The 25,410-nt window shown below is 41.8% G+C and carries 32 protein-coding genes; all 32 read left to right on the top strand.

What is annotated here, in order from left to right; genetic code table 11:
- The first annotated feature begins 1 nt into the window (after position 1).
- The 32 genes from DXB15_RS07630 to DXB15_RS07475 all read left to right on the top strand — a co-directional run bounded on the left by DXB15_RS07630 (position 2) and on the right by DXB15_RS07475 (position 25,388).
- Positions 2 to 418, top strand: a complete 417-nt coding sequence (locus DXB15_RS07630; protein ID WP_118702521.1) for a hypothetical protein — start codon at positions 2 to 4, stop codon at positions 416 to 418.
- Positions 419 to 421: 3 nt separating this feature from the next.
- On the top strand, positions 422 to 1,087 hold the full coding sequence (locus tag DXB15_RS07625) for a major tail protein (RefSeq protein WP_118702520.1): 666 nt from the start codon (positions 422 to 424) through the stop codon (positions 1,085 to 1,087).
- 50 nt (positions 1,088 to 1,137) lie between these two features.
- Positions 1,138 to 1,758: a phage tail assembly chaperone G gene (gpG, locus tag DXB15_RS07620; RefSeq protein WP_118702519.1), complete on the top strand. Its 621-nt coding sequence runs from the start codon at positions 1,138 to 1,140 to the stop codon at positions 1,756 to 1,758.
- Between the two features lie 83 nt (positions 1,759 to 1,841).
- On the top strand, positions 1,842 to 2,297 hold the full coding sequence (locus DXB15_RS07615; RefSeq protein WP_118702518.1) for a hypothetical protein: 456 nt from the start codon (positions 1,842 to 1,844) through the stop codon (positions 2,295 to 2,297).
- A 9-nt stretch (positions 2,298 to 2,306) separates the two neighbouring features.
- Positions 2,307 to 5,708 (top strand): phage tail tape measure protein, encoded by a 3,402-nt coding sequence (locus tag DXB15_RS07610; protein ID WP_199670981.1) that lies wholly within the window; start codon positions 2,307 to 2,309, stop codon positions 5,706 to 5,708.
- A complete protein-coding gene (locus tag DXB15_RS07605; RefSeq protein ID WP_118702517.1) occupies positions 5,708 to 6,418 on the top strand; it encodes a distal tail protein Dit in 711 nt (236 codons plus the stop codon). The genes DXB15_RS07610 and DXB15_RS07605 overlap by 1 nt, the downstream gene beginning before the upstream one ends.
- Complete coding sequence (locus tag DXB15_RS07600) at positions 6,415 to 8,865, top strand: phage tail spike protein (protein WP_118702516.1); 2,451 nt, start codon at positions 6,415 to 6,417, stop codon at positions 8,863 to 8,865. The genes DXB15_RS07605 and DXB15_RS07600 overlap by 4 nt, the downstream gene beginning before the upstream one ends.
- Positions 8,866 to 8,877: 12 nt before the next feature.
- Positions 8,878 to 9,579 (top strand): BppU family phage baseplate upper protein, encoded by a 702-nt coding sequence (locus tag DXB15_RS07595; RefSeq protein ID WP_118702515.1) that lies wholly within the window; start codon positions 8,878 to 8,880, stop codon positions 9,577 to 9,579.
- A gap of 24 nt (positions 9,580 to 9,603) precedes the next feature.
- The gene (locus DXB15_RS07590) at positions 9,604 to 10,053 is read left to right on the top strand and encodes a hypothetical protein (protein WP_147404780.1); all 450 of its coding nucleotides are present in this window, start codon (positions 9,604 to 9,606) and stop codon (positions 10,051 to 10,053) included.
- Positions 10,046 to 11,143 (top strand): phage major tropism determinant, encoded by a 1,098-nt coding sequence (locus DXB15_RS07585; RefSeq protein ID WP_118702513.1) that lies wholly within the window; start codon positions 10,046 to 10,048, stop codon positions 11,141 to 11,143. Before DXB15_RS07590 ends, DXB15_RS07585 begins: the two co-directional genes overlap by 8 nt.
- Positions 11,144 to 11,214: 71 nt before the next feature.
- Positions 11,215 to 11,619, top strand: a complete 405-nt coding sequence (avd, locus tag DXB15_RS17880) for a diversity-generating retroelement protein Avd (protein ID WP_118510343.1) — start codon at positions 11,215 to 11,217, stop codon at positions 11,617 to 11,619.
- A gap of 297 nt (positions 11,620 to 11,916) precedes the next feature.
- The gene (locus DXB15_RS07575) at positions 11,917 to 12,969 is read left to right on the top strand and encodes a reverse transcriptase/maturase family protein (protein ID WP_118702512.1); all 1,053 of its coding nucleotides are present in this window, start codon (positions 11,917 to 11,919) and stop codon (positions 12,967 to 12,969) included.
- Positions 12,944 to 13,207: a hypothetical protein gene (locus tag DXB15_RS07570; RefSeq protein ID WP_118702511.1), complete on the top strand. Its 264-nt coding sequence runs from the start codon at positions 12,944 to 12,946 to the stop codon at positions 13,205 to 13,207. The genes DXB15_RS07575 and DXB15_RS07570 overlap by 26 nt, the downstream gene beginning before the upstream one ends.
- Positions 13,208 to 13,224: 17 nt before the next feature.
- Complete coding sequence (locus DXB15_RS07565; RefSeq protein WP_154314738.1) at positions 13,225 to 13,461, top strand: hypothetical protein; 237 nt, start codon at positions 13,225 to 13,227, stop codon at positions 13,459 to 13,461.
- Positions 13,458 to 13,814, top strand: a complete 357-nt coding sequence (locus tag DXB15_RS07560) for a hypothetical protein (RefSeq protein ID WP_118510351.1) — start codon at positions 13,458 to 13,460, stop codon at positions 13,812 to 13,814. Before DXB15_RS07565 ends, DXB15_RS07560 begins: the two co-directional genes overlap by 4 nt.
- A gap of 11 nt (positions 13,815 to 13,825) precedes the next feature.
- The gene (locus tag DXB15_RS07555; RefSeq protein ID WP_118702510.1) at positions 13,826 to 14,242 is read left to right on the top strand and encodes a phage holin, LLH family; all 417 of its coding nucleotides are present in this window, start codon (positions 13,826 to 13,828) and stop codon (positions 14,240 to 14,242) included.
- Positions 14,243 to 14,247: 5 nt separating this feature from the next.
- Positions 14,248 to 15,048 carry an N-acetylmuramoyl-L-alanine amidase gene (locus tag DXB15_RS07550; protein WP_118702509.1) on the top strand — a complete coding sequence of 267 codons (801 nt, stop codon included), beginning with the start codon at positions 14,248 to 14,250 and terminating at the stop codon, positions 15,046 to 15,048.
- Positions 15,049 to 15,060: 12 nt separating this feature from the next.
- Positions 15,061 to 15,798: a glucosaminidase domain-containing protein gene (locus tag DXB15_RS07545; protein WP_118702508.1), complete on the top strand. Its 738-nt coding sequence runs from the start codon at positions 15,061 to 15,063 to the stop codon at positions 15,796 to 15,798.
- 292 nt (positions 15,799 to 16,090) lie between these two features.
- The gene (locus DXB15_RS07540) at positions 16,091 to 16,675 is read left to right on the top strand and encodes a hypothetical protein (protein WP_118702507.1); all 585 of its coding nucleotides are present in this window, start codon (positions 16,091 to 16,093) and stop codon (positions 16,673 to 16,675) included.
- 182 nt (positions 16,676 to 16,857) lie between these two features.
- Entirely contained in the window at positions 16,858 to 18,273 is a 1,416-nt protein-coding gene (locus DXB15_RS07535) for an AAA family ATPase (protein WP_243115613.1), read from the top strand.
- A 3-nt stretch (positions 18,274 to 18,276) separates the two neighbouring features.
- Positions 18,277 to 18,900, top strand: coding sequence for a hypothetical protein (locus DXB15_RS07530; protein WP_118702506.1), 624 nt, complete (start codon positions 18,277 to 18,279; stop codon positions 18,898 to 18,900).
- Positions 18,901 to 19,122: 222 nt separating this feature from the next.
- Positions 19,123 to 19,515 (top strand): hypothetical protein, encoded by a 393-nt coding sequence (locus DXB15_RS07525; RefSeq protein ID WP_147404779.1) that lies wholly within the window; start codon positions 19,123 to 19,125, stop codon positions 19,513 to 19,515.
- 109 nt (positions 19,516 to 19,624) lie between these two features.
- Complete coding sequence (locus DXB15_RS07520) at positions 19,625 to 19,999, top strand: hypothetical protein (RefSeq protein ID WP_242831190.1); 375 nt, start codon at positions 19,625 to 19,627, stop codon at positions 19,997 to 19,999.
- 15 nt (positions 20,000 to 20,014) lie between these two features.
- Entirely contained in the window at positions 20,015 to 20,725 is a 711-nt protein-coding gene (locus DXB15_RS07515; RefSeq protein WP_118702504.1) for a hypothetical protein, read from the top strand.
- 62 nt (positions 20,726 to 20,787) lie between these two features.
- Positions 20,788 to 21,402 (top strand): SMI1/KNR4 family protein, encoded by a 615-nt coding sequence (locus DXB15_RS07510; protein WP_118702503.1) that lies wholly within the window; start codon positions 20,788 to 20,790, stop codon positions 21,400 to 21,402.
- 56 nt (positions 21,403 to 21,458) lie between these two features.
- Positions 21,459 to 21,944, top strand: a complete 486-nt coding sequence (locus DXB15_RS07505; RefSeq protein ID WP_118702502.1) for an SMI1/KNR4 family protein — start codon at positions 21,459 to 21,461, stop codon at positions 21,942 to 21,944.
- A 156-nt stretch (positions 21,945 to 22,100) separates the two neighbouring features.
- Positions 22,101 to 22,727: a hypothetical protein gene (locus DXB15_RS07500; protein WP_109215217.1), complete on the top strand. Its 627-nt coding sequence runs from the start codon at positions 22,101 to 22,103 to the stop codon at positions 22,725 to 22,727.
- A 19-nt stretch (positions 22,728 to 22,746) separates the two neighbouring features.
- On the top strand, positions 22,747 to 23,184 hold the full coding sequence (locus tag DXB15_RS07495; RefSeq protein WP_109215216.1) for a hypothetical protein: 438 nt from the start codon (positions 22,747 to 22,749) through the stop codon (positions 23,182 to 23,184).
- A gap of 36 nt (positions 23,185 to 23,220) precedes the next feature.
- Positions 23,221 to 23,598, top strand: coding sequence for a hypothetical protein (locus tag DXB15_RS07490; RefSeq protein WP_118702501.1), 378 nt, complete (start codon positions 23,221 to 23,223; stop codon positions 23,596 to 23,598).
- Positions 23,599 to 23,689: 91 nt separating this feature from the next.
- Complete coding sequence (locus tag DXB15_RS07485; RefSeq protein ID WP_118702500.1) at positions 23,690 to 24,097, top strand: hypothetical protein; 408 nt, start codon at positions 23,690 to 23,692, stop codon at positions 24,095 to 24,097.
- A gap of 574 nt (positions 24,098 to 24,671) precedes the next feature.
- On the top strand, positions 24,672 to 25,007 hold the full coding sequence (locus DXB15_RS07480; protein WP_040646272.1) for a DUF3784 domain-containing protein: 336 nt from the start codon (positions 24,672 to 24,674) through the stop codon (positions 25,005 to 25,007).
- Between the two features lie 39 nt (positions 25,008 to 25,046).
- On the top strand, positions 25,047 to 25,388 hold the full coding sequence (locus tag DXB15_RS07475; protein WP_109215213.1) for a hypothetical protein: 342 nt from the start codon (positions 25,047 to 25,049) through the stop codon (positions 25,386 to 25,388).
- Positions 25,389 to 25,410: the final 22 nt, after the last annotated feature.

Raw genomic sequence — 25,410 nt, 5'->3', positions numbered from 1 at the left:
CATGGCACTTTTGAGCGAAGAAGAAAAAGAACAGCTTAATAGAGTTCTGGCGGAATACCCCAACAGTGAAGACCTGGACTTAACCGCGTTTATAGCGGAAGTGATAGGGATAACAGGGGTACACACGGAAGAAGGCTGGTATAACCAGAATATAAACGATACACACATAACATTTTATTTTATGAGTGATGAAGATATAGATTTTAGTGAAGACACAAACGAAAACGAAGAATACTACATACAGGTTGATATATGGAGTAAAGAAGACTGCTTTAAGCTGAAAAAGAAGGTTAAGAAGCTGCTGAAAAAGGCGGGCTTTACCTATTTTACCGGAAACGACCAGTACGAAGTAGAAACCGGAATTTATCATAAAGCAGCGCGCTTTTACTTTTCTATGAATGTGGAAGGAGATAATTAAAATATGGCAGCAGTAAAGGAAAATAAAGAAACTATTGTCAGAAGCCGCCTGGTAGGTTTAAAGGACATTTGCGTAGCAGCAGTTACAACGAACGACGAAGACGTATACGCGGCAGAACCGCCCGTAAGACTTGCTAAGGCAATCGCCGCAACGGTAAAAGATACCTTTAGCGTCGAATATACATATAGCGACGACGAGGTAGAAGACACCGTAGAGACATACGAAAAAACAGAAATCGAATTAGAGGTAAACAGATTAACGCCGGGAGACTATGCGTTACTGTTTGATACTCTTTATAAATACGGCTTCCTGGCAAAAGCGGAAGGGGATAAGGCAAAAGAAGTAGCGTTAGGCTTCCGGGCAAAACAGGGGAACGGCAAGTACGAATTTAGCTGGTACTATTGTGGAAAAGCGGAACACCCGGACGTTACATACGAAACGGTTAAGGACAAAAAGACAGCCCAAACAATTAAGATTACCTTCACTTTCTACGCCAGAAAGAAAGAAGATACTATCGAGGGAGAAAAAAAGAAGCTTTACGCCCTTATCGTGGACGAAAGTAACTTACTGGAAGAACACACGACAGCAAAAGAAGCTATCGCTGCATGGTTTAGCGAAGTCCAGGAGTATAAGGAAGTACCGAAAGTAGCAGGCGAAACAGGACACTAATAAAAGGTGAGGGTGTCAGATTCTGACACCCTTTACAGAAAGGGTATATTATGAAAATCAGCTTAAACGGCAAGGAATACGAAAGCGGAAAAATCACAAGAGAAAAATATAAAAAATTTGCGGAAGTATACGAAAGCCTGTTAGGAAAAGAAAAAACTGCACAGACATTTAGCGACGACGACTTAGACTGCATGGTAGAAGCGATTGTACAGGTGTTCGGAAATCAATTTACTTTTGAGGAAGCAAACGACGGCTTAGACGAAATCAGCAGCATTATTCTTAATTTTTCGCTTATCAATGCGGAAATTATGAATAAAACCAATATCCAGGCAGAAGAAGTAGCAAAAAGCTTAAAAACAAATGTGATTACGATAGGCGGTAAAGAATACGAAAGCGGGAAAATTGGGCGAAAGAAATACCGGGCATTTAGGGAAGTGTATAACGACCTGGTAACACCGGAAAAGCAGACATACACAGACGACGACTTAGACCGCATGGTAAAAGCGATTGTAGAAATCTATGATAATCAGTTTACTTTTGAGGAAGCAAACGCGGAATTGGCGGACGTATCACAGATTATTTTTAATTTTGCACTTATCAATGCAAATATTATTAAGCGCCTGGCAGAACAGACAGAGGACGCAAAAAAAAATTTGAGTTCACGCGCTTAATTGATACCCGTATCAAATGCGGCGGAAAACTTAAGAGTTTTTACAGTATCACGACATACGCATATAGGCGTTATATACAGCTTATGGAGTTGATAAGCAAAACCGAAGACGAAAACGACTTATTATACCTATATTCTGCTGTTATCCGGGTAGTGTTTAATGACAGGATAGAGGAAGAAGAAATAGAACAGCTGGACGTAGCAGAAGTTATTAGTACATTTAAGGCAATCGCCGAAATCGTGGACGCTTCCGTAAATGAAAAGATACGGAACATAAGCGACCTTTTGAGCGGCAGCCAGCAAGTAGAAGACCAGGGTAGCGCTTTTGATGAATACGACCGGGAAAACGGTTATATGGAAGAATATTCCCAGGAAGAAATATGGGAGACATACAGAAACGCCCTGGACAATATTTTACAGATATGTATTAAGAATATGCGAAACAGTTATAAGGACTGTTTGGAATCGGACTTAAGCGACCTTTTGGACTACGTTGTATTTCAAGTCGAATATGACAGAGAAACGCAAGCGAAGGAGTAAGTTATATAAATGGCTGGTGCTAGTCTACGAATAGGGGCTAATACAAGCGAGTTTACCAGTCAAATGAAGTCAATGCTTACGCAAATGAAGCTTGTAACCAGCGAATACAAAGTAGAAGCGGCACAGGCGAAGGCGTTAGGCAGCCAGACCGATTTACTTAAGGCTAAACAGACGGAGTTAACGGCTAAGATAAAGCTACAGACCGACGCTATTAAACTTCAACAGACGAACCTTGCGGCACAGAAGCAGAAGCTTACAGAATTACAGGGGGCGGCACAGAAGTTAAAAGAAAAGGTAGCGGAACTTACCAAGGCTTACGACGAAAGCGTTAAGACGACAGGTAAAGACAGCGAAGAAAGTAAAAAATTAAAGGCACAGCTAGAGGAAACGAAAGAAGCACATGCAAAGGCTGAAAATGCAGTTAAGAAACAGGAAGACGCGATAGCAAAAAATACTATTAAGGTTAATGAATCGCGGGCAGCCTTAGCAGACCAACAAACAGAACTAAAACGAACCGAAGAAGAATTAAACAGCACAGGTAAGAAATGGACGGTTTTCGGACAGGAGATAACAGCAGCCGGAAACAACATGGACGAAACCGGGAAGAAAACGGTAAGCCTGGGCGATATTATAAAAGCTAATTTAATATCCAGCGCTATCATAAGTGGCGTTAAAGCCCTGGCTAATGGCTTAAAGACACTTGCGACGGCAGCAGTTGGCGTAGGTTCGGATTTTGAAAGCGGAATGAGCCAGGTAGCGGCTACTATGGGAATCACGACAGAGGAAATAGCAGCCGGAAGCGAAGAATTTGATAAATTGCAGAAAGCGGCGAAGGAAGCGGGAGCAACTACGCAGTTTTCAGCAACACAGGCAGCAGAAGCACTTAACTATATGGCACTTGCCGGATATGACGCGGACAAGTCTATAGAGACGTTACCGACAGTCCTTAACCTTGCAGCAGCCGGGGGAATGGATTTAGCGACAGCTTCCGATATGGTTACGGATAGCATGAGCGCGCTAGGGGACGCAGCCGGGACGACGGAAGGCTTCGTTGACAAAATGGCGAAGACTTCGCAGAAAAGTAATACAAGCGTACAGCAGTTAGGCGAAGCAATTCTAACGGTAGGCGGAACTGCTAAGAACCTGGCGGGCGGCGTGGTCGAAATGAATACCGTCTTAGGTATTTTCGCAGATAACGGCGTAAAGGGAGCAGAAGGCGGAACAGCGTTACGAAATGTAATTCTAAGCCTTACAGCGCCTACAGATAAAGCTAAAAAGCAAATGGAAGCGCTGGGCTTACAGGTATTCGACGCAAACGGGAACATGCGCCCGTTAAATGAAACCTTTAACGACCTTAACGGAATCCTGGGAACAATGACCCAGGGAGAACAGACAGAAGTACTTAATAGTATTTTCAATAAAGTAGACCTTAAGAGCGTAAACGCTTTGCTGGCAAACAGCGGGGAGCGCTTCGACGAGTTAAGCGGCTATATTTCAGACTGTGACGGTGCAGCGGCGGATATGGCGGCAACAATGAACGACAACCTACAGGGAAAAGTTACAATACTAAAAAGTGGGCTGGAAGGCTTAGGAATTGCAGCCTATGAAAAATTCAAGACACCACTAACAAACGCCGTAGAAAACGTGACGGAAGTTATCGGGCAATTACAGACAGATTTAACAGACGGAAGCTTAAGCGGAGCGCTGGAAAAGATAGCTACAGGCTTCGGAAACATGGTAGAAAAGGCAAGCGAAATAGTAGCGGCTGTTCTGCCTACACTTCTGGAAGGGCTAGGCTGGATTGCAGACAACGGGGAAACGATAGTAAGCGTATTGGCTGGAATCGGTGCGGGCTTCGTAGCATTTAAGGTAGCTTCGGTTATAAATGCGGTCGTAGCAGCGCTGACAAGCTTTAAGGCGGCAGCGACAGCAGGGGCGGCGGTACAGTGGTTAGTAAATGCTGCTATGGCGGCTAACCCTATTATGCTGGTTGTAACATTGGTCGCTACGTTGGTGGCTGCTATTGTCGGATTTATCGCCACAAACGAGGACGCGCGGGCGGCTATCGCGAATGTGTGGGGAAAAATAAAAAATGCTATCGAAGTTGTGGTAACGGCAATCGTGAAATTTTTCACCCAGACGCTGCCGGATTCTTTCGCAAAGGTAATCGAATTTCTAGCGAATATTGTAGCAAAAATCGAAGCCGCCTTTAATGGCGTGGTTACATTCCTACAGCAGCTTCCTAGCAAAATCTGGAACGCTATTATAAGTACTGTAGACGCTATACGCGAGTGGGCGTTAGGACTTAGAACGGCAGCAGAAGAAGGAATAACCCAGCTTGTAACGAATGTCGTTACGTTCTTTTCAGAATTGCCGAACAAAATCGCTTACGTTATCGGTTTTTGTTTAGGCTATATTATAAAATTCGGAATTGATTTATACACCTGGGCTACGACGAAAATACCGGAATTTGTAAACAGTGTCGTAACATTCATGCAGCAGTTACCGGGCAAAATCTGGAACGCGATTATAGACGCAGTACAGAAGGTAGCGACCTGGGGCGAGAACATGAAGACCCAGGCAGTGACAAAAACGACACAGCTTATAACGAACGTGATTAGCTTCATGCAGCAGTTACCGGGTAAAATCTGGAACGCGATTATAGACGCGGTACAGAGGGTAACAACCTGGGGCGAACAAATGAGAAGCCGGGCAGTGACGGCAGCCACAAACTTACTGAATCAGACAATTACCACATTATCACAAATGCCTGGTAAAGTCTGGAACGCTATTTTAGGTGCGATACAGCAAGTAGTAAACTGGGGATTACAGTTAGCAGCGAAAGGAACGGCAGCGGCTAAGGGATTGTATGACGCTGTAGTAAACGGTGTAAGAAGCTTGCCTAGCAAAATGGCGGAGATAGGAAGTAATATTGTTTCGGGAATATGGAACGGAATAAGCAGCGGTTGGGACTGGCTGACCGGAAAGGTTAAGAGCCTGGCAAAAAGCTTATTAGACGGAGCAAAGGACGCTTTAGGTATTCATTCGCCGTCAAGACTATTTAGGGATTTAGTAGGTAAGATGATACCGCAAGGTATCGGGGTAGGTATTACGGCAGAAATGCCAACGCTACAGAGTGACTTGAAAGAAGAATTACAGGGCATGACAACTAAGGTAGCGGCAGAGGTTAACCCGGTAACGGCGGTAAAGAATACGGCTAAAATTTCTACTATCGGCGGAGAGGTAAGCACAAAGCAAATTGCAAAGGATAGGGATATTACAGTTATTGTATATACCACAAATACAACGACCTTAGACAAAAAAGTAATTGCTAAGGAAGTGAAGAAAGAAGTAGTTAAGGGAATCACAAAAGACCAGAACGATAAGGATAAGACGAAAGGGGCGGCATAATGCGGGCAACATTCCACATTTTCTATAATGGCGAATCATGCAAGGACGTAGGGTTAAGCGTAATAAGCCGCCCTACTATCCCTGTACCGGAACGGGAGTACGACACTATTAAGGTGGAAGGACGCGACGGGGAGTTACACAGGGATAAGAAGACGTACAAAGATATAGAAATACCGATAAGCTTTAACTTTGTATCGAAGACACCGGACGTATGGGCGCAGGACTTACGAAAAGTAAAAAAGTGGCTGTACAGCGGGAAAGATAACAGGCTGATACTTAGCGACGACCCGGAGTATTACTATAAAGTCAAAAAGGCGGTAATGAGTGATACGGAAAGAACGGCGAAGCGCAAGGGGAAATTTGAAATTGTTTTCACTTGTGAAAGTTATATGTATCGGGTAGACGGACAGGACGAAAAAGAAATAGGGGAATACCTGTATAACCCCTACATGAAATCACAGCCAGTATATAAGATATACGGCAATGGAGAAATAACCTTAGAAGTAAACGGAAACCAGGTAACGGCAGAAGTGACAGAGCAGCTAAACATAGATACGAAGTTAGAAATATGCTACAACGCAGCGAATGAGATTAGCAACGCGGCACTTACCGGGAAGTACGAAGGGCTTTACTTACAGGAAAGGGATAATAATTTTAAATACACAGAGGGCTTTAAGGTGGTGTTAGTCCCTAACTGGCGGGAATTATGATAGAAGTATATAGAAGTACTAATACAAATTACCAGAAGAACGGAGATATAACGCTTACGCCCTTAGAATGTATCTTTGAATGGGGGTTAGACGGAATCTGCCAGATAGAACTAACCCACGAATACGACGACCTGGGGCGCTGGGAATACCTGGTTAATGATAATGTTATAGCAGCACCTACGCCATATTCAGATAAACAGCTATTCAGAATCTACAAAAGAGAAAAGAGCGACGACGAAGTAACAGTATACGCAAGGCATATATACTACGACAACTTAGGAAACTACCTGGTTGATGTACGCCCAACAAACAAAAACGGACAACAGGCGCTTGATATTATATTTAGCGGGACGAAGTTTACACCCCACAGTGATATAACGACAGCGAATACGGCTTATTATGTACGGAAGAACATAGTAGAAGCAATAGCGGGCGACGACGAAAACAGCTTTATAAACCGCTGGGGCGGGGAACGGCTGTACGATAATTACGACGTATATATTATGCGACAGATTGGAAGCGACAAAGGCGTAAGAGCAGAGTTCGGGCATAATCTGGAAGCGATAGAAGAAAGCGTAAGCGACGAAGACGTAGTAACAAGAATTATTCCAGTGGCTTATAACGGGTATGTCCTGGAAGGGGCGAAACCGTGGGTAGACAGCCCCAAAATAGGAAGCTATGCAGAGGTAAAAGGCGCTGTAATAAACTTTGACGATATTAAGCTACAGGAAGATTGTAGCGAAGGGGAAACGGGCTACGCTAATTTAACAGCATTAAGGGCAGCGCTTGTAAAAGCCTGTAACGAGGAATATAAAAAAGGAATCGACGACCCTACGGTTAATTACACAGTTAATATGGTGGAATTGGCAAATACGGTAGAGTATGCGGAGTATAAGCAACTGGAAAGCGTAGAAGTAGGCGATACGATAACCTGTAGACACAAAGGGATAAAGATAGAGGTAAAAGCGCGCTGTATCCGTATCAAATGGAATTGTATAACAAAAGAAAACGAGGAAGTAGAGTTAGGGAACTTCTTAGAAAACTATTTTGATAAGACAAGCAGCAGCATACAGCGGGCGACGGCTTCTATAGAAGGGGCAAACAGCCAGGCTTTAGCAGCGAAGGAAGTAGCGGAAAAGGCAGCGAAAGAAGCAGCCAGCGCCCAGACAGCGGCGGAAACAGCCCAGGGAAAAGCAGAGACGGCAGCCGGGACAGCCAGTACGAAGGCACAGGAAGCCCAGACAGCAGCAGAAGCGGCAAATAACCAGGTATCTTTAGCAGCAGCCCAGGCGACAGCGGCTAAGGAATACGCGGCGGCAGCAGAAGCGGCAAAGACCGGAAGCGAAAAGGAAAAGACAGCAGCCGGAGAATATGCAGCCCAGGCAGAAAGTAAGGCGAAGGAAGCCAAGGGAGCAGCCGGAGTAGCAACAACACAGGCAACGGCAGCGGGAGAACATGCAGACGCGGCAGCTAAAGAAGCCCAGGCAGCAGCAGTAGCCCAGGGAGCAGCCGAAACAGCGCAAGCGGCAGCAGAAAGCGCCCAGGCAGCAGCGGAAACGGCAAAGACCGGAGCAGTAGCAGCCCAGGGGAAAGCAAAAAGCGCCCAGACAGCGGCAGAAACGGCGCAAGCGGCAGCGGAAACCGCCCAGGGGGAAGCAGAGACAGCCAAGACGGCGGCGGAGAACGCTAAGGCAGCCGCCGCTACAGCCCAAGGCAAGGCAGAGACAGCAGCCAGTACAGCAACAACGGCAGCGGCGACGGCAACGACCGCTAAAACGGCAGCCGAAGCAGCTAAGACAGCAGCAGTAACGGCACAAGGAAAGGCAGAAAGCGCCCAGGCAGCCGCAGAAACGGCAAAGACCGGAGCAACAGCAGCCCAGGGAAAAGCAGAAAGCGCCCAGACGGCAGCAGAGACAGCCAAAACGGCAGCAGAGACAGCTAAGGCGGCGGCAGTAGCAGCCCAAGGGAAAGCAGAGAAAGCCCAGACGGCAGCGGAGAACGCTAAGACAGCAGCCGTAACCGCTCAAAGCAAAGCGGAAACGGCTAAGACGGCAGCAGAGACAGCTAAGGCGGCGGCAGTAGCAGCCCAGGGGAAAGCAGAGAAAGCCCAGACGGCAGCGGAGAACTCTAAGGCAGCAGCCGCCACAGCCCAAGGAAAAGCAGAGACGGCAGCCGGTACGGCGGCAAAACAGGCACAGGCAGCAGCCAGCGCCAGGGGAGCGGCGGAAACAGCCCAGGGAAAAGCAGAGACGGCAGCCGGGACAGCCAGTACGAAGGCACAGGAAGCCCAGACAGCGGCGGAAACGGCAGCAGCCGGGGGAGAAAATGCACAACACTATTACGAATTAACTAAGGAACTATACGACAATGCAAGCATACAGGCGGGACAAAGTAGCGAAGCCTGGTTAGACTTGTCTTATGTAAATAATTGCTATTTGAGCGAGTAAGGACGGTGCAAAGTGGTAGTAGGAAGGCTAGTATTTGACTTCGCCCGTCACAGCGTAGAAAAGACTATAAGGGTTAAACAGTTTGATAGTGAAACGCGAAACCTGTTAGTAGTGCTGCTGAATGACGGCGAACCTTACGAAATGCCGGAAGGGGCAATAGTAAGGATTGAGTGCAAGAAGTCCGACGGGGAAGAAATCTTAAACGATTGTACTTACGTCGAAAATCTGATAACAGCAGAGATTACCGAACAAATGACAGCCGCCGCCGGATATGCAGAGTGCGCTATAAGCGTCTATGAAAAAGAAAGCTATATTGCCTCCTGGACGTTTAACTTAAAAGTAGACACGGCGGTAATTGTAGGCGATAAGATAGCCAGTACGATAGAGTATAAGGCAATCATAAACGCGTTACAGGAAGTGGAAAAATCAAAAGACACTGTAGAAGAAGCGACAGTTTTAGCTGCTACAGCTATGAAAACGGCAAACGATACTATAGGAATCGCGAACCAGGTAAAAGAAGAAGCTACAGCAGCGGCAGCAGCGAGCCAGGAAGCCGTAAAGGTTGCAACGGCAGCAGCAGCCAAGGCGGAAAATTACAAAGGACTAATAGAGGACATTTATAACAATATTGATAAGCTTAACGATTTTGCGGAAGAAGCGTGGTTAGATAAATCATACTTAGGAAGCGGGTACTTAAGCGAAACAACGGAATAAGGAAGGCGGGAGATTATGCGGAATATGCCTAAAGTAATCGGAACAGGGAAAGACATTTATAACCTGTTAGGAATGGTACAGGCTGGCACACTGGAAGCAGCAGAGTTAAGGGAAGTGATTAACGGAATCGAAGAAGAAAAGTATATCTTTGTTCCGGTAGTCGAAATTTCAGAGGACAAAAGATACATTACTACTAACTATCTGGCAGAAGCGGAAAAGGGCGCTAAGGTATTGTGTGAAGGCAAGGAATACACAATTAAAAGCGTAGAGCATGTAGCGGTTGAGCAGCAGAGCCAGGGAGAAGACACGGGAGAAGCAAAAGAGGAAAAGAAGACGGTAATAGGAGTTAACGCCGACCTGGAAACAACAGCAGAAAAAGTAGGGGTAGAAAGCCCGGTAAATATCTTAGACACTTTGGGAATTACCCAGGGAGAATTAGACAGTATCAAAGGAGTGTTAGCAAGATATGAGTAGATTTTTAAGTAATGATTTTATTAACAAAGACCCGCGGGCAAAACTTACGGTTGCGAAAATGGCGAATATTGGCGACCTGGTAACACCTTCGGCAGAATATTTAACCGCTTCCGGGCTTACGTCACTTACGGTAACGGCTGGGTGTGTGGTTACGGTCGGAAGTACAGGAGTATTCAAAACGGACGCTACAGTACTTAGTACCGGAAACCTGGACGCTGGTAGTGCGTTCGTGGTGGGAAAAGATTATTACGTTTATATTTGCGACCCAGGCAGCGAAGACCTGGACGAAGTATACAAAATCAGTCTTAACAGTACATACCCGGACGGCTACAATGCAGAGACAAGCCGTAAAATCGGCGGTTTCCATTATGGAAGGGTAAGACGGGTAAGTAGTAAGCTTATTCCTATCAATACTGCCGGAGCGGAGAAAGGCAGCGGTTGGGAATCTAATGTAGCGTCCGGTATCGTTCCGCGTTCTGTATGGACGTTAAAGCACCGCCCGAAATGCAGCCCGGAAGGCATGGTATACGCTGGTGGCGGCTTGTGGGTGGATATTTACTTAGCGTCCAGCAATGGAGTAGGCGGCGTGAAATCAGCGTACAATGCAACACCGCTTACAGGAACGGAAGGACATAATAGCTATGACTTTATCGACCTGGGCTTAAAATCCGGTAAGCGCTTGTTATCTTATTCGGAATGGCAGCAAGCAGCATACGGCAGCCCACAGGGAGCAGACGGCAATAATACAAACGCCTGGGCGGCTACAACGAATACCGCCAGAACTACGACGGGTAAAGTAGTTAATGCTGTATCTGCTATCGGTTGCGTAGATTGCGTAGGTAATGTGTGGGAATGGCTGGACGAATTAAGCTACAGATACGACGGTACGCAGTCCTGGGGATGGAAGGACGTATTAGGTGCTGGAAACGGACAGGCATATACAGAAGGAACTTACGGACTTGTTCGCCTTGTCGCGGGCGGCAGATGGAACTACGGCGTTCACGCTGGCTGCCGCGCTGTTAGCTGTAACGGTTACCCCTGGGATGTCTACGCTGACGTTGGCGCGCGCTTCGGCTGTGACAGTCTGTAATCTGTTTTGTGCGGGCGGAAGCCCGCACACGCGGTAAAAATTTAAGGTAAATTTCCAGGATATAGGAAACAATGAGGAACGGCGACACAAAACAAAATAGCTGTGATATAATCGCGAATCAGAGGAAGGGCGATTATATGAAAAGCAATTTAGAGATACAAGAAAAGCTGTACGATTTTATAAAGTACATATACCCGGTGCTAAGACAATATCCGAAAAGTGAAAAGTTTTCGCTACAGAAAGATACTAAAAATTGTATCATGGATATTTTACGGTACATCATTAGAGCCGGGAAAAGCACGACGAAGAAAAAGCTTTTATACGACGCGGACGTAGAATTAGTGATTTTACGGTATTATATCAGAATTGCCTACGACCAGGAGTACATAAGCGGGCATACATACGGAGTAGCCGCGAAGAAATTAACGGAAATAGGAAAAATGTTAGGCGGCTTCATTAAATCAGTACAAAATTAGGAATATGGGCTATACGTTGCTTCGCCTTATCGCGGGCGGCAGATGGAACAACGGCGTTAACGCTGGCTGCCGCGCTGTTAACTGTAACAATTACCCCTGGAATGTCAACGCTAACATTGGCGCGCGCTTCGGCTGTGACTTATGGACTTTTCAGACTTAGCAAGCTACGGCTTACTAGCAAGGACTATTTACATATAGTCAGAACGTATAGCCCGTCCTGGGACTACCAGGCAAACATAAAAAAGGACGCTTCCGGTTAGTAGCGAGAGCGAAGGGCGGAAGCAGAAACGGCAGAAGATGAAAAGAAGTAACATAGGAATAAAGGATATAGCGACCTTTGAAAATGCAGAAGACGCATACAGAAAGGCGCGAAAGTGCAAAAGATACCGGGAAGAAGTGCTAAGGTTCACGGATAACCTGGAAGAAGAATTATACGACCTGGTGGCAGACCTGGAAGCCGGAACATACCGACAAGGGGAAGCCCGGCGCTTTGTAGTGTATGAACCGAAGAAACGGGACATATACGCGCTACCATTTAGGGACAGAGTAGCGCAGCACATGATAAACAATAAAATAGAACCGATTGTAGAAAGACGGTTTTATTATCATAGCTACGCCTGTAGAACGGATAAGGGTATGCACAAAGCGGCAGATTACGCCCAGGAGTGCATAAGAAACCTATCTTTTGAAGGAAAACAGGTTTATATATTAAAAGCGGATATACACAAATATTTCAATAGTGTAGACCACGAAGTACTAAAGCAAATATTAAGCGGGATTTTCAAAGACAAAGACCTATTGAATCTGCTTTACTACATTATCGACAGCTACGGGGAAGACGGGCGCGGGCTTCCAGTGGGAAACTTATTAAGCCAGCTTTTCGCAAACCTGGTATTAAATGAATTAGATAACTTCGTAAAACATGAATTGAAGGAAGATAAGTATACACGCTACATGGATGATTTTGCAATAGTTAGCAATAGCCGGGAACACCTGGTAGAAGTGTTACAAAAGATAGACGCATTTTTAGGCGAGCGACTTAAGCTTACCTTAAATCCGAAAACGCAGATAATCAACGCTAAGAACGGCTTTGATTTTTGCGGGTATCGTATTTACAAAGATTACCGGAAGATAAGGAAGCGTAGCCCTAAACATATTAGGGCAACTATCAAAGCCTACAGAAGCGGAAAAATAACAAAAGAAAAATTGCTTATGAAATATGCAAGCTGGGAAGGACACGCGAAACACGCGGACACTTACAGGCTACGCATGAAGATTAAAGGGCAAATAGAAGCAGAAATTGAGAAAAAGGAGTTAATAGGCAATGGCAGTATTACGCCGGATAATTAACAGAATCAGAAGCCAGAGGGAAGAAGGCGAAGTACAGGCTACGAACGTAGCGCGTTACGACCTGGACGTAGTAGAGGTACAGAGCAGCATAATAGCAGACCTGGCAGAAGTAAATAGGCTGCTGCTGGAAGAATTAGAGAACTATAGGAGCATGGAAGACGAAGACAAGCAGTTACTAATGATGATAGAAGACATAAAAGAAGGTCGCGAAGACCTGGAACGGATGTTAGAGCCGTAGGAAGGAGTTAGTAAGGCTTGAGTAGTGAATTTTGGATAGGTTTACTTATTCAGTTAGTTGTGTACGGGGTGTCTATCGGCGCGATATACGGGACGATTAAGACCAGACTTAATTATATCGAAGCAAAATTAGACAAACACAACAACGTAGTAGAAAGGGTGTACAAATTAGAAAAAGACCAGGCGGTACTTGATGAAAAACAGGAAGTAGCAAACCATAGAATTAAAGACCTGGAAGGTTTAAGCGCACAGTGAGAGCAAAGAAGCGGGAATTTAAGAAAAAGGTAGTTTTAAGCACTGGTTCAATATTTGTATGCACTTGCATAGTAGCCCTTATATTTTCATGGAACGAAAAGCCTACAGAAGTATTTACTTACATAATTCCGACAGCCGGGGGCGTGTTCGGCGCTGCTGTAATATGGTATCTGAAAGCGGTACAGCTTGAAAATGGTATAAAAATACAGCTAGGTATGATAAAAAAACTTATCGACCTGGGCGAAGAAAATCCGGCGGAAGAAATCAAAGAAAGAACCATACAAAAGATGAAGGATAAAACAGAAGCACTTATAGACGAAGCGTTAGAGCCAACGGAAATACAGAACTTTTAGAGGTGCGAAGTATGGAGATTTTGAAATTGATTCTTGAAAACTGGTTAATTTTCGTAATTGTGGTTGTTTTACTGGGGCTTACCGTATATGCGGTATTGCGTTTTTTGAAACTCACACCACAGCAGCAGTTAGATAAAATTAGAATCGCGCTGCTGTACATGGTTACGGAAGCGGAAAAGGAGTTAAAGAGAAAGACCGGACAGGTAAAAAGGGCTATGGTATGGGACTGGCTTGCAGAAAGATTCCCGATTATTACCCTGTTTATTACGGAAGAAAAATACGACGAACTGTTAGACGAAGCATTAGAGAAGTTTAAGAAAATGCTGGAATCAAACAGCAGCTTATACGACTATGTGTATAATACGGTTACGGTTTCGGATGAAGATACAGAAGACGACATTTTAAGAAAAATCACAGAGGGAGCATAAGAAACATGAAGATTTTACTTATTAGCGGACACGGAGCGGGCGACCCTGGCGCTGTATCACAGTTCGGAAAAGAAGCAGACGAGACTATTTACATGGTCGAGGAAATTAAGAAGACTTTGAGCGCATACGCCCAGGTGGATTTATACCCGACGGAAAGAAACGCATACAAAGACGCAAAAGCCGGAAAACTGGCGGTTGACTTCGGAAACTATGGTTATGTACTGGAAGTCCATTTTAATTCCGGGGCAGCAGACCTTAAAGGAAACGGACGGACGACAGGTACGGAAATCTACGTTACTACAGCGGAAAAGACCGTAGGGGTAGAAACGAAGATTGTACAGAGTATCGCAGCCCTGGGCTTTAAGAACCGCGGAGTTAAGAGAACGAATTTTACAGTAATCTACAGAGCGAAGGCGGCGGGCGTATCTTCCGCGCTGCTGGAAGTGTGCTTTATCGACGATAAGGACGATATGAGCGCATACGCAGCTAAAAAGACACAGATTGCAGCAGCCGTAGCTAATGCAATCGCTGTACAGTTCGGGTTAAAGAAAGGCAGCCAGGAAGCGGGAAGCAGCCCGGCAACAGCCCCGGCAACACAGGAAATTAAAGCCGGAAGCGTTGTTACTATTAAGAGCGGTGCGGTATATGGCGGCTTGTCTTCGACCAGAGGAAAAGCAGTCCCGGCGGCACAGTTAGGCGGCAAAAGACACACGGTAGACAAGGTACAGACAAATAAAGGAGTACAGGAAGCAAAGCTTAAGGGAATCAACAGTTGGGTAGCTGTAGCAAGCTTGACGGCTGTATAAGGGGGCTTCGATATGAATACAGAACAGAAAAACTTTATTAAAACAGTGGGCGCGCTTGCGTCCGCTGATATGAAGAAAAGTGGAGTGCTGGCAAGTTTGACAATCGCCCAGGCTATCACGGAAACGGGCTGGGGAACGTCCGGGCTTGCCGCAGAGGGTAAAGCCCTTTTCGGAATTAAGGCTACAAAGTCCTGGAAGGGTAAAGTATATTGCAAAGATACAAAAGAGTGCTACGACGGGGTAAATCTGGTAGCCGTGAAAAGCGAAGCTTTCCGCGCTTATGATAGCTGGGAAGAATCCGTTACAGACCATAGCGCATTTTTGAAGGCAAATAAGCGCTATAAAGAAGTAATCGGAGAAACAGACTATAAGAAGGCTTGCAACGCTATTAAGGCTGCTGGATATGCGACAGACCCGGAATATGCAAACAAACTTATTGAGATTATCGAGCAGTATAAGCTTACAGAGTTTGACGGCAAGACAGAGAGCCAGGAGAACCAAGGAGCGGGAGTAGCCGGGGCGGATGCCGAAAAGTACTACAGGGTACAGGCTGGGGCTTACAGAAGAAAAGAAGGCGCTAACCTTATGGCGGAGCAGATTAAGAAGACCGGACATACGGACGTATTCGTAAGGCTGCTTAATGGGCTTTACAAAGTACAGGTAGGCGCTTATACTAAAAAGGAAAATGCGGAAGCCGCGGTAAAGAGACTAAAGGCGGCTGGTATCGTCTGCTTCATTACACACGCTTAAGCGGCACAAATAAGTAGAAAGTGTCAATAGTAACAGACTGGTAACTAACAAAACGACTTAGAAAGCCAGTAAAATAAGGGGCTACAGTTTCTGTTCAGGAAGCTGCTAAGGCTGGTAAGTTCTAAGAAAACCGCATAAATACTGACTTTTTGAGGGCTTGGTTCGTTTTGACAAGCCCTCAATTTTTGTATATAATACACACGTAATACACAGGTAATACACAATGCGTAATACACAAATAATACACAAATGGACAGTAGTTTCCATTTGAAAAGCGGAAGGATGGATTACGATGAAATTACCTAATGGATACGGCAGTGTACACAAATTGAAAGGAAAAAGGCGAAAACCATGGAGGGCTAGAATTACAGACGGATTTGTTTATGATCTGGTGGAAGATAAACAAGTTCAAAAGTATAAGACGCTTGGATATTATGAAACAAAACAAAAAGCGTTACAGGCGCTTGCTGCATATAATGAGAACCCGTATGATTTAAATGCTGACAAGATTACGTTTGCTGAATGTTATGAAAAATGGACGGAAGAATATTTTAAAAAAATCACTCCAGCTGCTATTAGAACCGTAAAAGCCGCATATAAGTATTGTTCTTCTTTGTATAATATGAGAATGAAGGATATTCGGGTATATCATTTGTCTGGTTGTATGGATGATGGATATATTATTCAAGATAAGGGAAAAGATAAAGGAAAGAAGAGAATGGCTTCAGCCGGAACGAAATCCAGAATGAAATCTATGTTCAATCTGATGTTTGATTATGCAATGGCGCATGAGGTGGTTTTTACAAACTATGCGAGAAATTATAAGATTGATGCTGAAATACTAGAGGAAAAAGAAAAGAATAAAAGACTTAAGTAGGAACTCCTATCTGGGATTCAGGCTCATGGATGGGAACCGGATGCGGAAAGTAGCGCATAATGAAAGAAAACTAAAAACTGTCATATAGGGAAAAATGAAGCTGCCGCTCCATGAATGTTTGTTCGTGGAAGCGGCAGTTTCCCTATGATGATGTGCGAATAATTTGAAAAAAGGGATGGCATATGGTAGTATTAAATGATAAAGATGTCAGGCAGAAAACAGGGGTTATCCTAGAGCAAAAAAGCAACCTGATGGGAGAGGAGACGGGAATGGATAAAAAATGGACACTCCACGTTGAAAATTTTGCAAAAATAAAAAGTGCAGATGTTACGATCGCACCGTTAATGTGTTTTGTGGGTGATAACAATAGCGGAAAAAGTTATTTGATGAGTATTTTATGGGGAATATTGACTTTAGGTAAAGATATTTTCCCAAAGAAGCACTCTGAAGCAAAGGCATACAAGCAGTGCGAAAGCTGGTTAAAAGAACATCTTAACACAGAAACTGCACTGACGGATGATGCGATAGACCTGTATATAACCTGGTTTAATGAATTACTGAGTACACAGAAAAAAGCTCTGGTAAAAAAAATTTTTAACTATGAGGTTGAGATTGAAAAACTAAAGATTACACATTATGAGAGGAATCATCCGATCAAGATGGTTTGGGATGCGTCTGCATCCAGATATTCTGTCACAGGCGGATATATTAAATTCCCAGAAGTGGAAGCGGCAAACCGGGAAGAACTGCTCCGTATGAATGCTTATATCTGCTGGAATTTATTAATGGAAGGAATTGCAGCACCATGGTATACGCCGATCGTAAAGGGCAGACGGAATGGGGAACCAATTTACTTACCGGCATCAAGAACCGGTTTTATGCTCACGTATGCCCAGTTGATTGAAAATTCACTGCAGATTAGTTTTTCACCGGAATTGCAGGATAACACAAGTACCCTGACACTTCCGTATGTAGATTTTTTGCAGTTGATAACAAAATTTGAGATCAATAAAAAAGACAGCAAAAAGTATGCAAAGATTATCGAATATATTGAAAAGCAGATGACGAAGGGAAATCTGTCCGTAAAGAAAGATATGTTGCCAGTGATCAAATATCAACCGGAGGGCAGTGAGAAAGAGCTTCCGCTGTATGTGGCATCTTCCATTGTTTCGGAGATTTCTCCGCTGCTGTTGGTGCTAAAATCCGGGATCAATTTTAATGCGATGATCATTGAAGAACCGGAAGCACATCTGCATCCAGAATTACAGCAGAAAATGGCACGATTGCTTATTAATATGATGAATCTTGGGATTCCGGTATGGATCACCACGCACAGTGATACGATTTTACAGCATATCAATAATATGATGAAATTGAAAAACCATGTGCGGAGTAGTGAACTGCAGAAAGAATATGGATACCGGAAAGAAGATCTGCTTTCCAGAGAAGATGTTCAGATGTATCAGTTTGTTCCAGACAGTAATGGAAAAACACACTTAGAAGCGTTGGAAGCAACAAAGTACGGATTCGTTGTGCCTACATTCAATAATGCCCTCGAAAAGATTGTAGAGGAAGTGTATGCATTTCAGGAGGACTGATAAATGGTAGAAGAACGGATTGCATATGGAATTGAGAAGTTTTTGGAAGAAGATTTTTTCCTTCCGGAAAATGATTCCTATTGTTTGGAGGAAAAGAGCGAATCTGGCAGAAGCGAGTTGCAGGTAACCATTCAGGGAGATAATTTATGCTGTGAAGATTATGATCACAAAGGGAAGTGTAATTTCCTTAAACGTGAAAGTCCCCTGAAATTACAAAGAAGTGTAGATCATGTGTTGCTCCAGAAAAAAGATGGAAAATGGATCTTGCATCTGATCGAAATGAAAAGTAAAGTTGATGATAAAAAGTGGCATGAGATAAAGCAAAAAACGCGTGCCAGCTATTTTAACGTCTGCGCATTGGAACGGGTGCTTGGGATACATATTGATGAGGTTGAGGTATATACAACCTATGAAACTACGGGATTTTGGCATTCGGAGCAAAGCGAAGATCCGAAAATCATTGTACCACTTCTTGGAAAACCGTTGCCACCAAAGCCGGAGAGCGAATGGGAGAATCATAGAATCAGTGTGTATGTTGGAGAAATCGTGCAGTTTCATCATCATGCCGTAAAAATGCAGCGGACAGAAGATGGGAGAAAACTGATCGGTGAACTAAACATTCAGTGATCAAAACACAAAGTAAATAAGCAGAAGCTATATTGAGAGGGTACTCACAAAGATGTGGGTACTCTTTTTTGTTTCTAAAAACACATAATTAGATCAACTTATGTCAAAAGCCAGGAATATTTATCAGAGTAATCAATGCACCATATTTGCCAAAAATATAGATGGAAAAAGGCAGGCAGTATGGTAAAATGAAAGTAACAAGCAGCGGCAGGTAAAGAGTTTTTGGAGCTTAAAAAACCGAAGCGTTTATGTGATCTATGCAAAAACCAGATTAGAAGGCCAGAACAGAAAAAGGGGGACAAGGCAGGTATGGTTATGAACAAAACAATTAAAAATGCAATGGAAGAATTGGAAGATTGGTTATCTGATCCAAGTGAATTGGGAAAGAAACCGGCGAAGATAGAATATACAAATGCATTTGCAGATGAGGACGGTATAAATTGTTTGGTTTTCAAGTATAAAAAGAATCTATTGGGGAAATGGTTATTGGGGATTGTAAGTGAATCCGGAACTTTCAGTGAAATGGGAGAATATAATCAGAAAACGGAAATTGATGATGCCAAAAGAATACTGGAAATGTTGAAGAACTATTGGAAAGAGATGGCGAAAAATTAGTAAAACAGAGAGAGGGAACATGATGAACAGGATTCCAGTATTTTATATATTTTTTTGTATATTGGCAGTCTGTTCCGTACTGATTATTGTCATGCGTTGGAAAAGATATGTGAAATATTCTAATGGAACATATAAAAATGTGGGACAGGATTTGATATTTCGGACGGAACTGTCGCGAGATGAAATAGTTCGAAAATTGAAAGTACATGATGTAAATGATACGTTGGATTATGATTTTTATGAAAAAAGTGGTGAATATTTTATTAAAGTAAAAGGTGTAAAACGCCTTGCGTTTAATGGAATATTGACTGCAGATTTCAAGGTTGACTTTTTCGAAAACACACAAAAGTATATTATTATCCATCAGTGCAATAATTTTCAAATGCTATATTCGTCAGGATATGAGGCTGAAATATTTGAGTTCATGGTGAAAAAATTAAATTGTATTCCGCAGAAATCGGTAAATAAAAATGTAGAATTGTAAAGGAGCTGGCATTATATGTTGCCACATAATAAAATAATCAAAACAACTGTTAAGGAATTTTTAGAGCCAGAAAATTTGTTTCAAATAGGAAGTTCAAGAAGTTGGGTAGATGATAATGGGTACTATTTCATTATCGTTGAATTTGCAACAAATGGTTATTCTAAAGGGGCAGGTTTGAATGCCGGAGTCTCATTTTTATGGGAATCTACAGAAAGCCTAAACAAAATGCTATCATATAACTATGGATGTGATGTTAGTACCGGTGTTGGTTATGTGGAATATAAAAACGATGATGAGGCGTTTCAGATTGTCATAGAAAAACTGGCAAAAAGTGCTTTGAAGGAAATAGACGAATATCGCAAATTTTCAGATATGGACTATGCAAAATTCTGTTTGCAGGAGCAAGTTAGTAAACTGCCAGAATATAGAAGATTCTGGGAGCTATATCATCTGGCAATGCTCTGTTTCTTGAAAGGGGATTTTGAAGAAGGAAAGGAAGTATTTGAACATTATCTGCAAAGATTAAAGGACAGTTTTTATTCTGGGGATTATTATATTGAATGGCATGAACAATTTTATAATTACTGTAGTGAGAATATTCAATGTCAGTTATCTTCAAAGGAATCTGCTCAACAAATGGTTGTTGATATGATTAACCGAAGACGAAAATCCTTTAGTGAGAAAGCATCGTATAAAAAGTTGAGTAAAGAACTGTATACATTATAAAGAGTTTGTGGCTTTAGGACAAATTACAAAAGAAAATGAAAGATTAAGCATGGGGTGTTTTTATGAATCTAAAGAATTTGGAATATATAGAAAAAAATAATCCTGTAACCAAAGAAGAAATTGATTTTGTGGAGAATCATATCAATGGCGAACTGCCAAAAGTCTACAAAGAATTTTTGCGTTATGCAAATGGGATGGTTATGAATTTGTGCGTATTATACGATACAAAAAGTATTATTGAAAATTATGAATATAATGAATTTGCAGAATATGCGCCCGGATACATAAGCATAGGAAATGATAATGGTGATCGGGAACTCATTATAAAAGCAGAAAAGGGAGCCGTACTGTGTGGATTTTTAGATGCTGCAGAAATTGGAAGCTCTGAACCAGAAGAATGGTTTAACTTTAAATCATGGGTAGAAAACGGATGTGAAATGGATGATGAGGAGGACGATACCGGATATGGAAATGTTTATATCACAAAACTGCCGGACGAAAAATTGAAATTTTTAGCAGAAACGAAAAAGATATTTGCGCTTTCAATATCAACGGGTGTTCTTTACAAACAGATAAATACCCTGCCATGTGTTATAGTGCAGCAGATTACAGAATCAAAAGCAGATATTTTGATGCAGAAGACATCGTATCCTAAATGCTATAAATTTGGAAAATAAAAATGATAATTCTGCTGCTATAGAAATTAAAAACGGTAGAGGGAGACAATGTAGGTATGGTATTGTTTGAAAAATTTAAAAAGAAGAACGAAACACACAAAGAAAGTTATTCAGAAGAACAAAAGGAATTAAAATTTATAATCCAACAAAATCAGGCTATATTTGGAAATGCTTTTTTAGGAAAAAGAGCAACAGATGCCGAAATAACACAGGCAGAACAGAAGTTAGCTTTAAAAATTCCAGATCCTTTTATATGGTTTTTAAAAGAATATGGCTGTGGTGGATATTGGTTCGACATAATGGGGTATTGTAAGAACGGGAAACCAAAATTTGTAGAAATAACATTGGAACAAAGAAAAAATGGTTTGCCAAAGAAGTATATCATTATAGAAGATTGTGATGAATTTTACTATTGTATTGATAGTGTGAGTGGAAAAATTTCATCATGGAGTCAATATGATAAAGATGGTATACGGGAGCGTTTTGATAATTTCTATGAGTTTTTTAAAGATAATTTGCAAAATGCAATGGATAATTTTTAGAAGACTGGAAGAAGCAATAGCGCATAGGGAAGCCGGAAAATATCCAATATCATCGGATATTTTGGATAAAACGATTGATGAGTTAAAAGAAATATTATCTGCTGAGAAATAAAGAGGATTGGATCGTAAGATATGGAATAAGAGAGGAATGGACCGGTGGCAACAAAAAAGAAGATAACAGATGACTGGCAGCAACTTTTTCCAGAATTAAAAAAGACAAAATTACTTGAAATGGATAACAGATTAGGACCATTGATAACAGGAATTTATTTAAAAGTAGTCAGAAATACATACTATACACCAGTTGCTTATGTACATAATTTATGCAGAGAATATTCTAGCATTACAACATCATTAGAGTGTACCAGTGAAACAATAGCGTTAGAAAAACATGAAGAAAGATATATGTTTTCGGCAGAAAGGTTAAAAAATAAATTGTTGATCCCGCTTAAAGGTGATGTCCCACTAGATAAAATTGTAGACGGATATAAACTTTTTTTGAGTAATCCAAAGAGAAAATCGTTTGAAGAATATAAAGATATTGCACTGGTGTGTGGCTGGTATGGAGAAAAGAAAATACTTGACGATATCCTTGAATATATTTGGAATAATGTGCAAAAGGATAAAAATCATCCTTTTTTTAGAAATAAAGATAGAGGAGTAGAAGGATGGTTTGAAAAAATTCGAGAGGAGTCAAGTGATTGTGAAAGGCTTCATGAAATATGTGAGAAAGAGATACAAAAGCATAAAGTAGGAAAACTGCCATATAGAAATATCATTTGAAAGAGGGGATGTTGTATTTATGATAGCACTTGAGGTATTCAAAAAAATATTAGAAGAAAATGGGGATAAGTTTCCATTATTAACGCTGGATGAATTTTTTGATGGAAATTCAGAAGAAGATTCGATTGCTCCAAACCAGTGGGAAAATGGCCGCCCAACACTGGATGAAATGTGGAAAAAGTTTCGAGAGATTGAGAAACTGCCAAATGTAGCATGGGTGCGTGTTGCGTTACATGATGATACAGAAATTGTGGAAGAGGACGGAATGGAACGTGTAAACCTTGTCGGGGATTCCGTCATAGTGTGTACAGACATGGAAGCTGATGAATTAGAAAATATTGTGGATTGCGACTGGCTGTGTTCGGATGGAGTAACAGAATCAGAACCTGCTTTGTATTATTCCTGTATACCGGAAATTCCAGAGAATTATCAATGTCTGGAAATTGTGTGGGATTAGGTTTGGATTGTGATTTATGGAAGAAGGCAAGCATAGATGAATTTTATAGATAAGGAATTGGCAGAATTTACAAATGGTGAAGATTTTGTACAGAAAATGGCGGACATTTATGAGTATCCAGAAGTAAGAGAAGAATTAGCAAATTATCCAACATGGATCAGAAATATCGTAACCGTTATTGATTATGACACAGAGCTGGCTATGGATGGTTTAGAGTTTAAAAGTTATAGAAATGTTATCGATGCTCTGACTGATATAGGGGTGACTACGGAAGCACAGGCTTTAATTGAATTGGAAGGTGACGTGTCGCAAGATGGTATAGATAGCTGTTATTCAAAACTAGCACTGAACAATGATTATGAGGCTTTCTGGGATAAGCTTTATTCGTATGCTGACAAGAACATGAAACAATAAGCAACATTTTAATAAAAAGCTTATTAGTGGAATAGTCCATGTTGTTATGAAATCAGAGAGAAAAACGGATTTTTAGAGGAGGTATGGATTTATGACGAAAGAGCAGATAATTGCTGGATTGAAAAATGCGGCAAAACCATGTGAAGAATATTATACAGAAGATGATCTGATAGCTGCTATCAACCAATATCCAGACCCTTTTGAATTAGTGGAGCCGATTTTAGAAATCATAGGTACAAATCCACTGGTCGATTTTGGAATGCCGGGGGATCTGGTTCATTTTGTAGAGCAATTTTATAAACATGGGTATGAAGAATTACTGATTTCTTCGGTAAGAAAAAATCCAACTCCACATAATATCTGGATGGTGCACCGCTGCTATAATGATATGAAAAATCCAAAGCGTGAAATGTTTGCTGAACTTATGCGCGATTTGAAAAATGATAGTTCTGTTTCAACGGAGATCAAAAACAGTATTGATGAATTTGATTGGGAATAAAGTAAATTACATAAAGTTATAACATATGGAAAAATCCATACCGAAAGGGTACTCACAAAGATGTGGGTACTTTTTTAGTTTCCGAAAAAATAGAATCGGCGTATATAAAAAGCATAAGTTATCACATTCTTTAACAAAGAATCTTCACAGATAGGCAGCAGCCTATGTCACAAGAGCAGGAATTTCTACCTGCAGTAATCAAAGGCAAAATAAAAGAGAAAGATTGGATCGAAAGCGGAGGAGAAAAGTAAACATAAGTTGAGATAAGGGAAGAAACCGATACCTGACAGGGCATAGTAAGCACTGCCAGTGTCGGTTTTTTCTTTTTCCCAAAATGCAAAGTCACTGAAAAAATGTAGCAATATGTGTGACAGTGGCTTATAATATGGTGATAAGTACGAGAGAGAAAGAGGTTTCAACGTGGCAAAATTGTATTTTCGCTATGGGGCAATGGGCAGCTCAAAGTCTGTCAAGCAAGTCGACAGGCAGTGTATTAAAATTAGGTGGATGTAATTGAAGAAAAAATATGATATCATGTGAGAACAAATCGGGATTTGTAAAGGAGGAATATACTATGAATATAGGGTTTTGGCTATGTGGAGTTTTGGTTATTCCATTTGTGATTATAGGAGTGTTATTTGCAATATTTAAAGAAAAAGCGGCTAAATTTGTTTCGGGATTTAATTCATTACCGAAAGAAGAACAGGCATTGTATGATAAAGCTCATATTTCTCGTGATATAAAAAATCAGTGTTTTACATGGGCTGGCATAATGTTAGTAGGAGCAGTGTTGTCTTATTTTTTAACACCATATATGGCTATTCCGGCTTTTATTATTTGGCTCGTTTTATTTTTCAAAGAGGTTCACTTTGACACGCACAAAGCATTTGAAAAATATTTATTAAAATAACTTCCAGATGATAAAGCAGAAGTATAGGGTTTGATTCATATGATTTCAGTAAAAAAACAGAGAATTGCTGCTATTATGGTTTTAAGTTCCATCATGCTGATTTTACTTTTGTCGCTAAATTTCCGAATCTGGAGTGGATATTATGCAGAAGGGGATTTGGAAAGTATAGTCATACAGCAGATGGAATGTTTGGAAAAGTCAAATAGTGAAAACGATATAAGCGAAAGTATATGTTTGCATTTCTATGAGTGTATATGTTTCGGTGGAATAGAAATAATGGTGCTCTGGGTATATGATGGCTTTAAATACCTCGGACAAGGTGAGTTTTCTTTCAGACCGGGAGTTACCCTTTGCAGTCTATCGGTTCGGATGGATGATTAAATACTTCTGATAATCAAATTTA

The organism is Roseburia sp. OM02-15, assembly GCF_003481835.1.
Taxonomy (GTDB): Bacteria; Bacillota; Clostridia; order Lachnospirales; family Lachnospiraceae; genus Eubacterium_I; species Eubacterium_I ramulus_A.
This window is presented reverse-complemented; position numbering and strand designations above follow the sequence as displayed.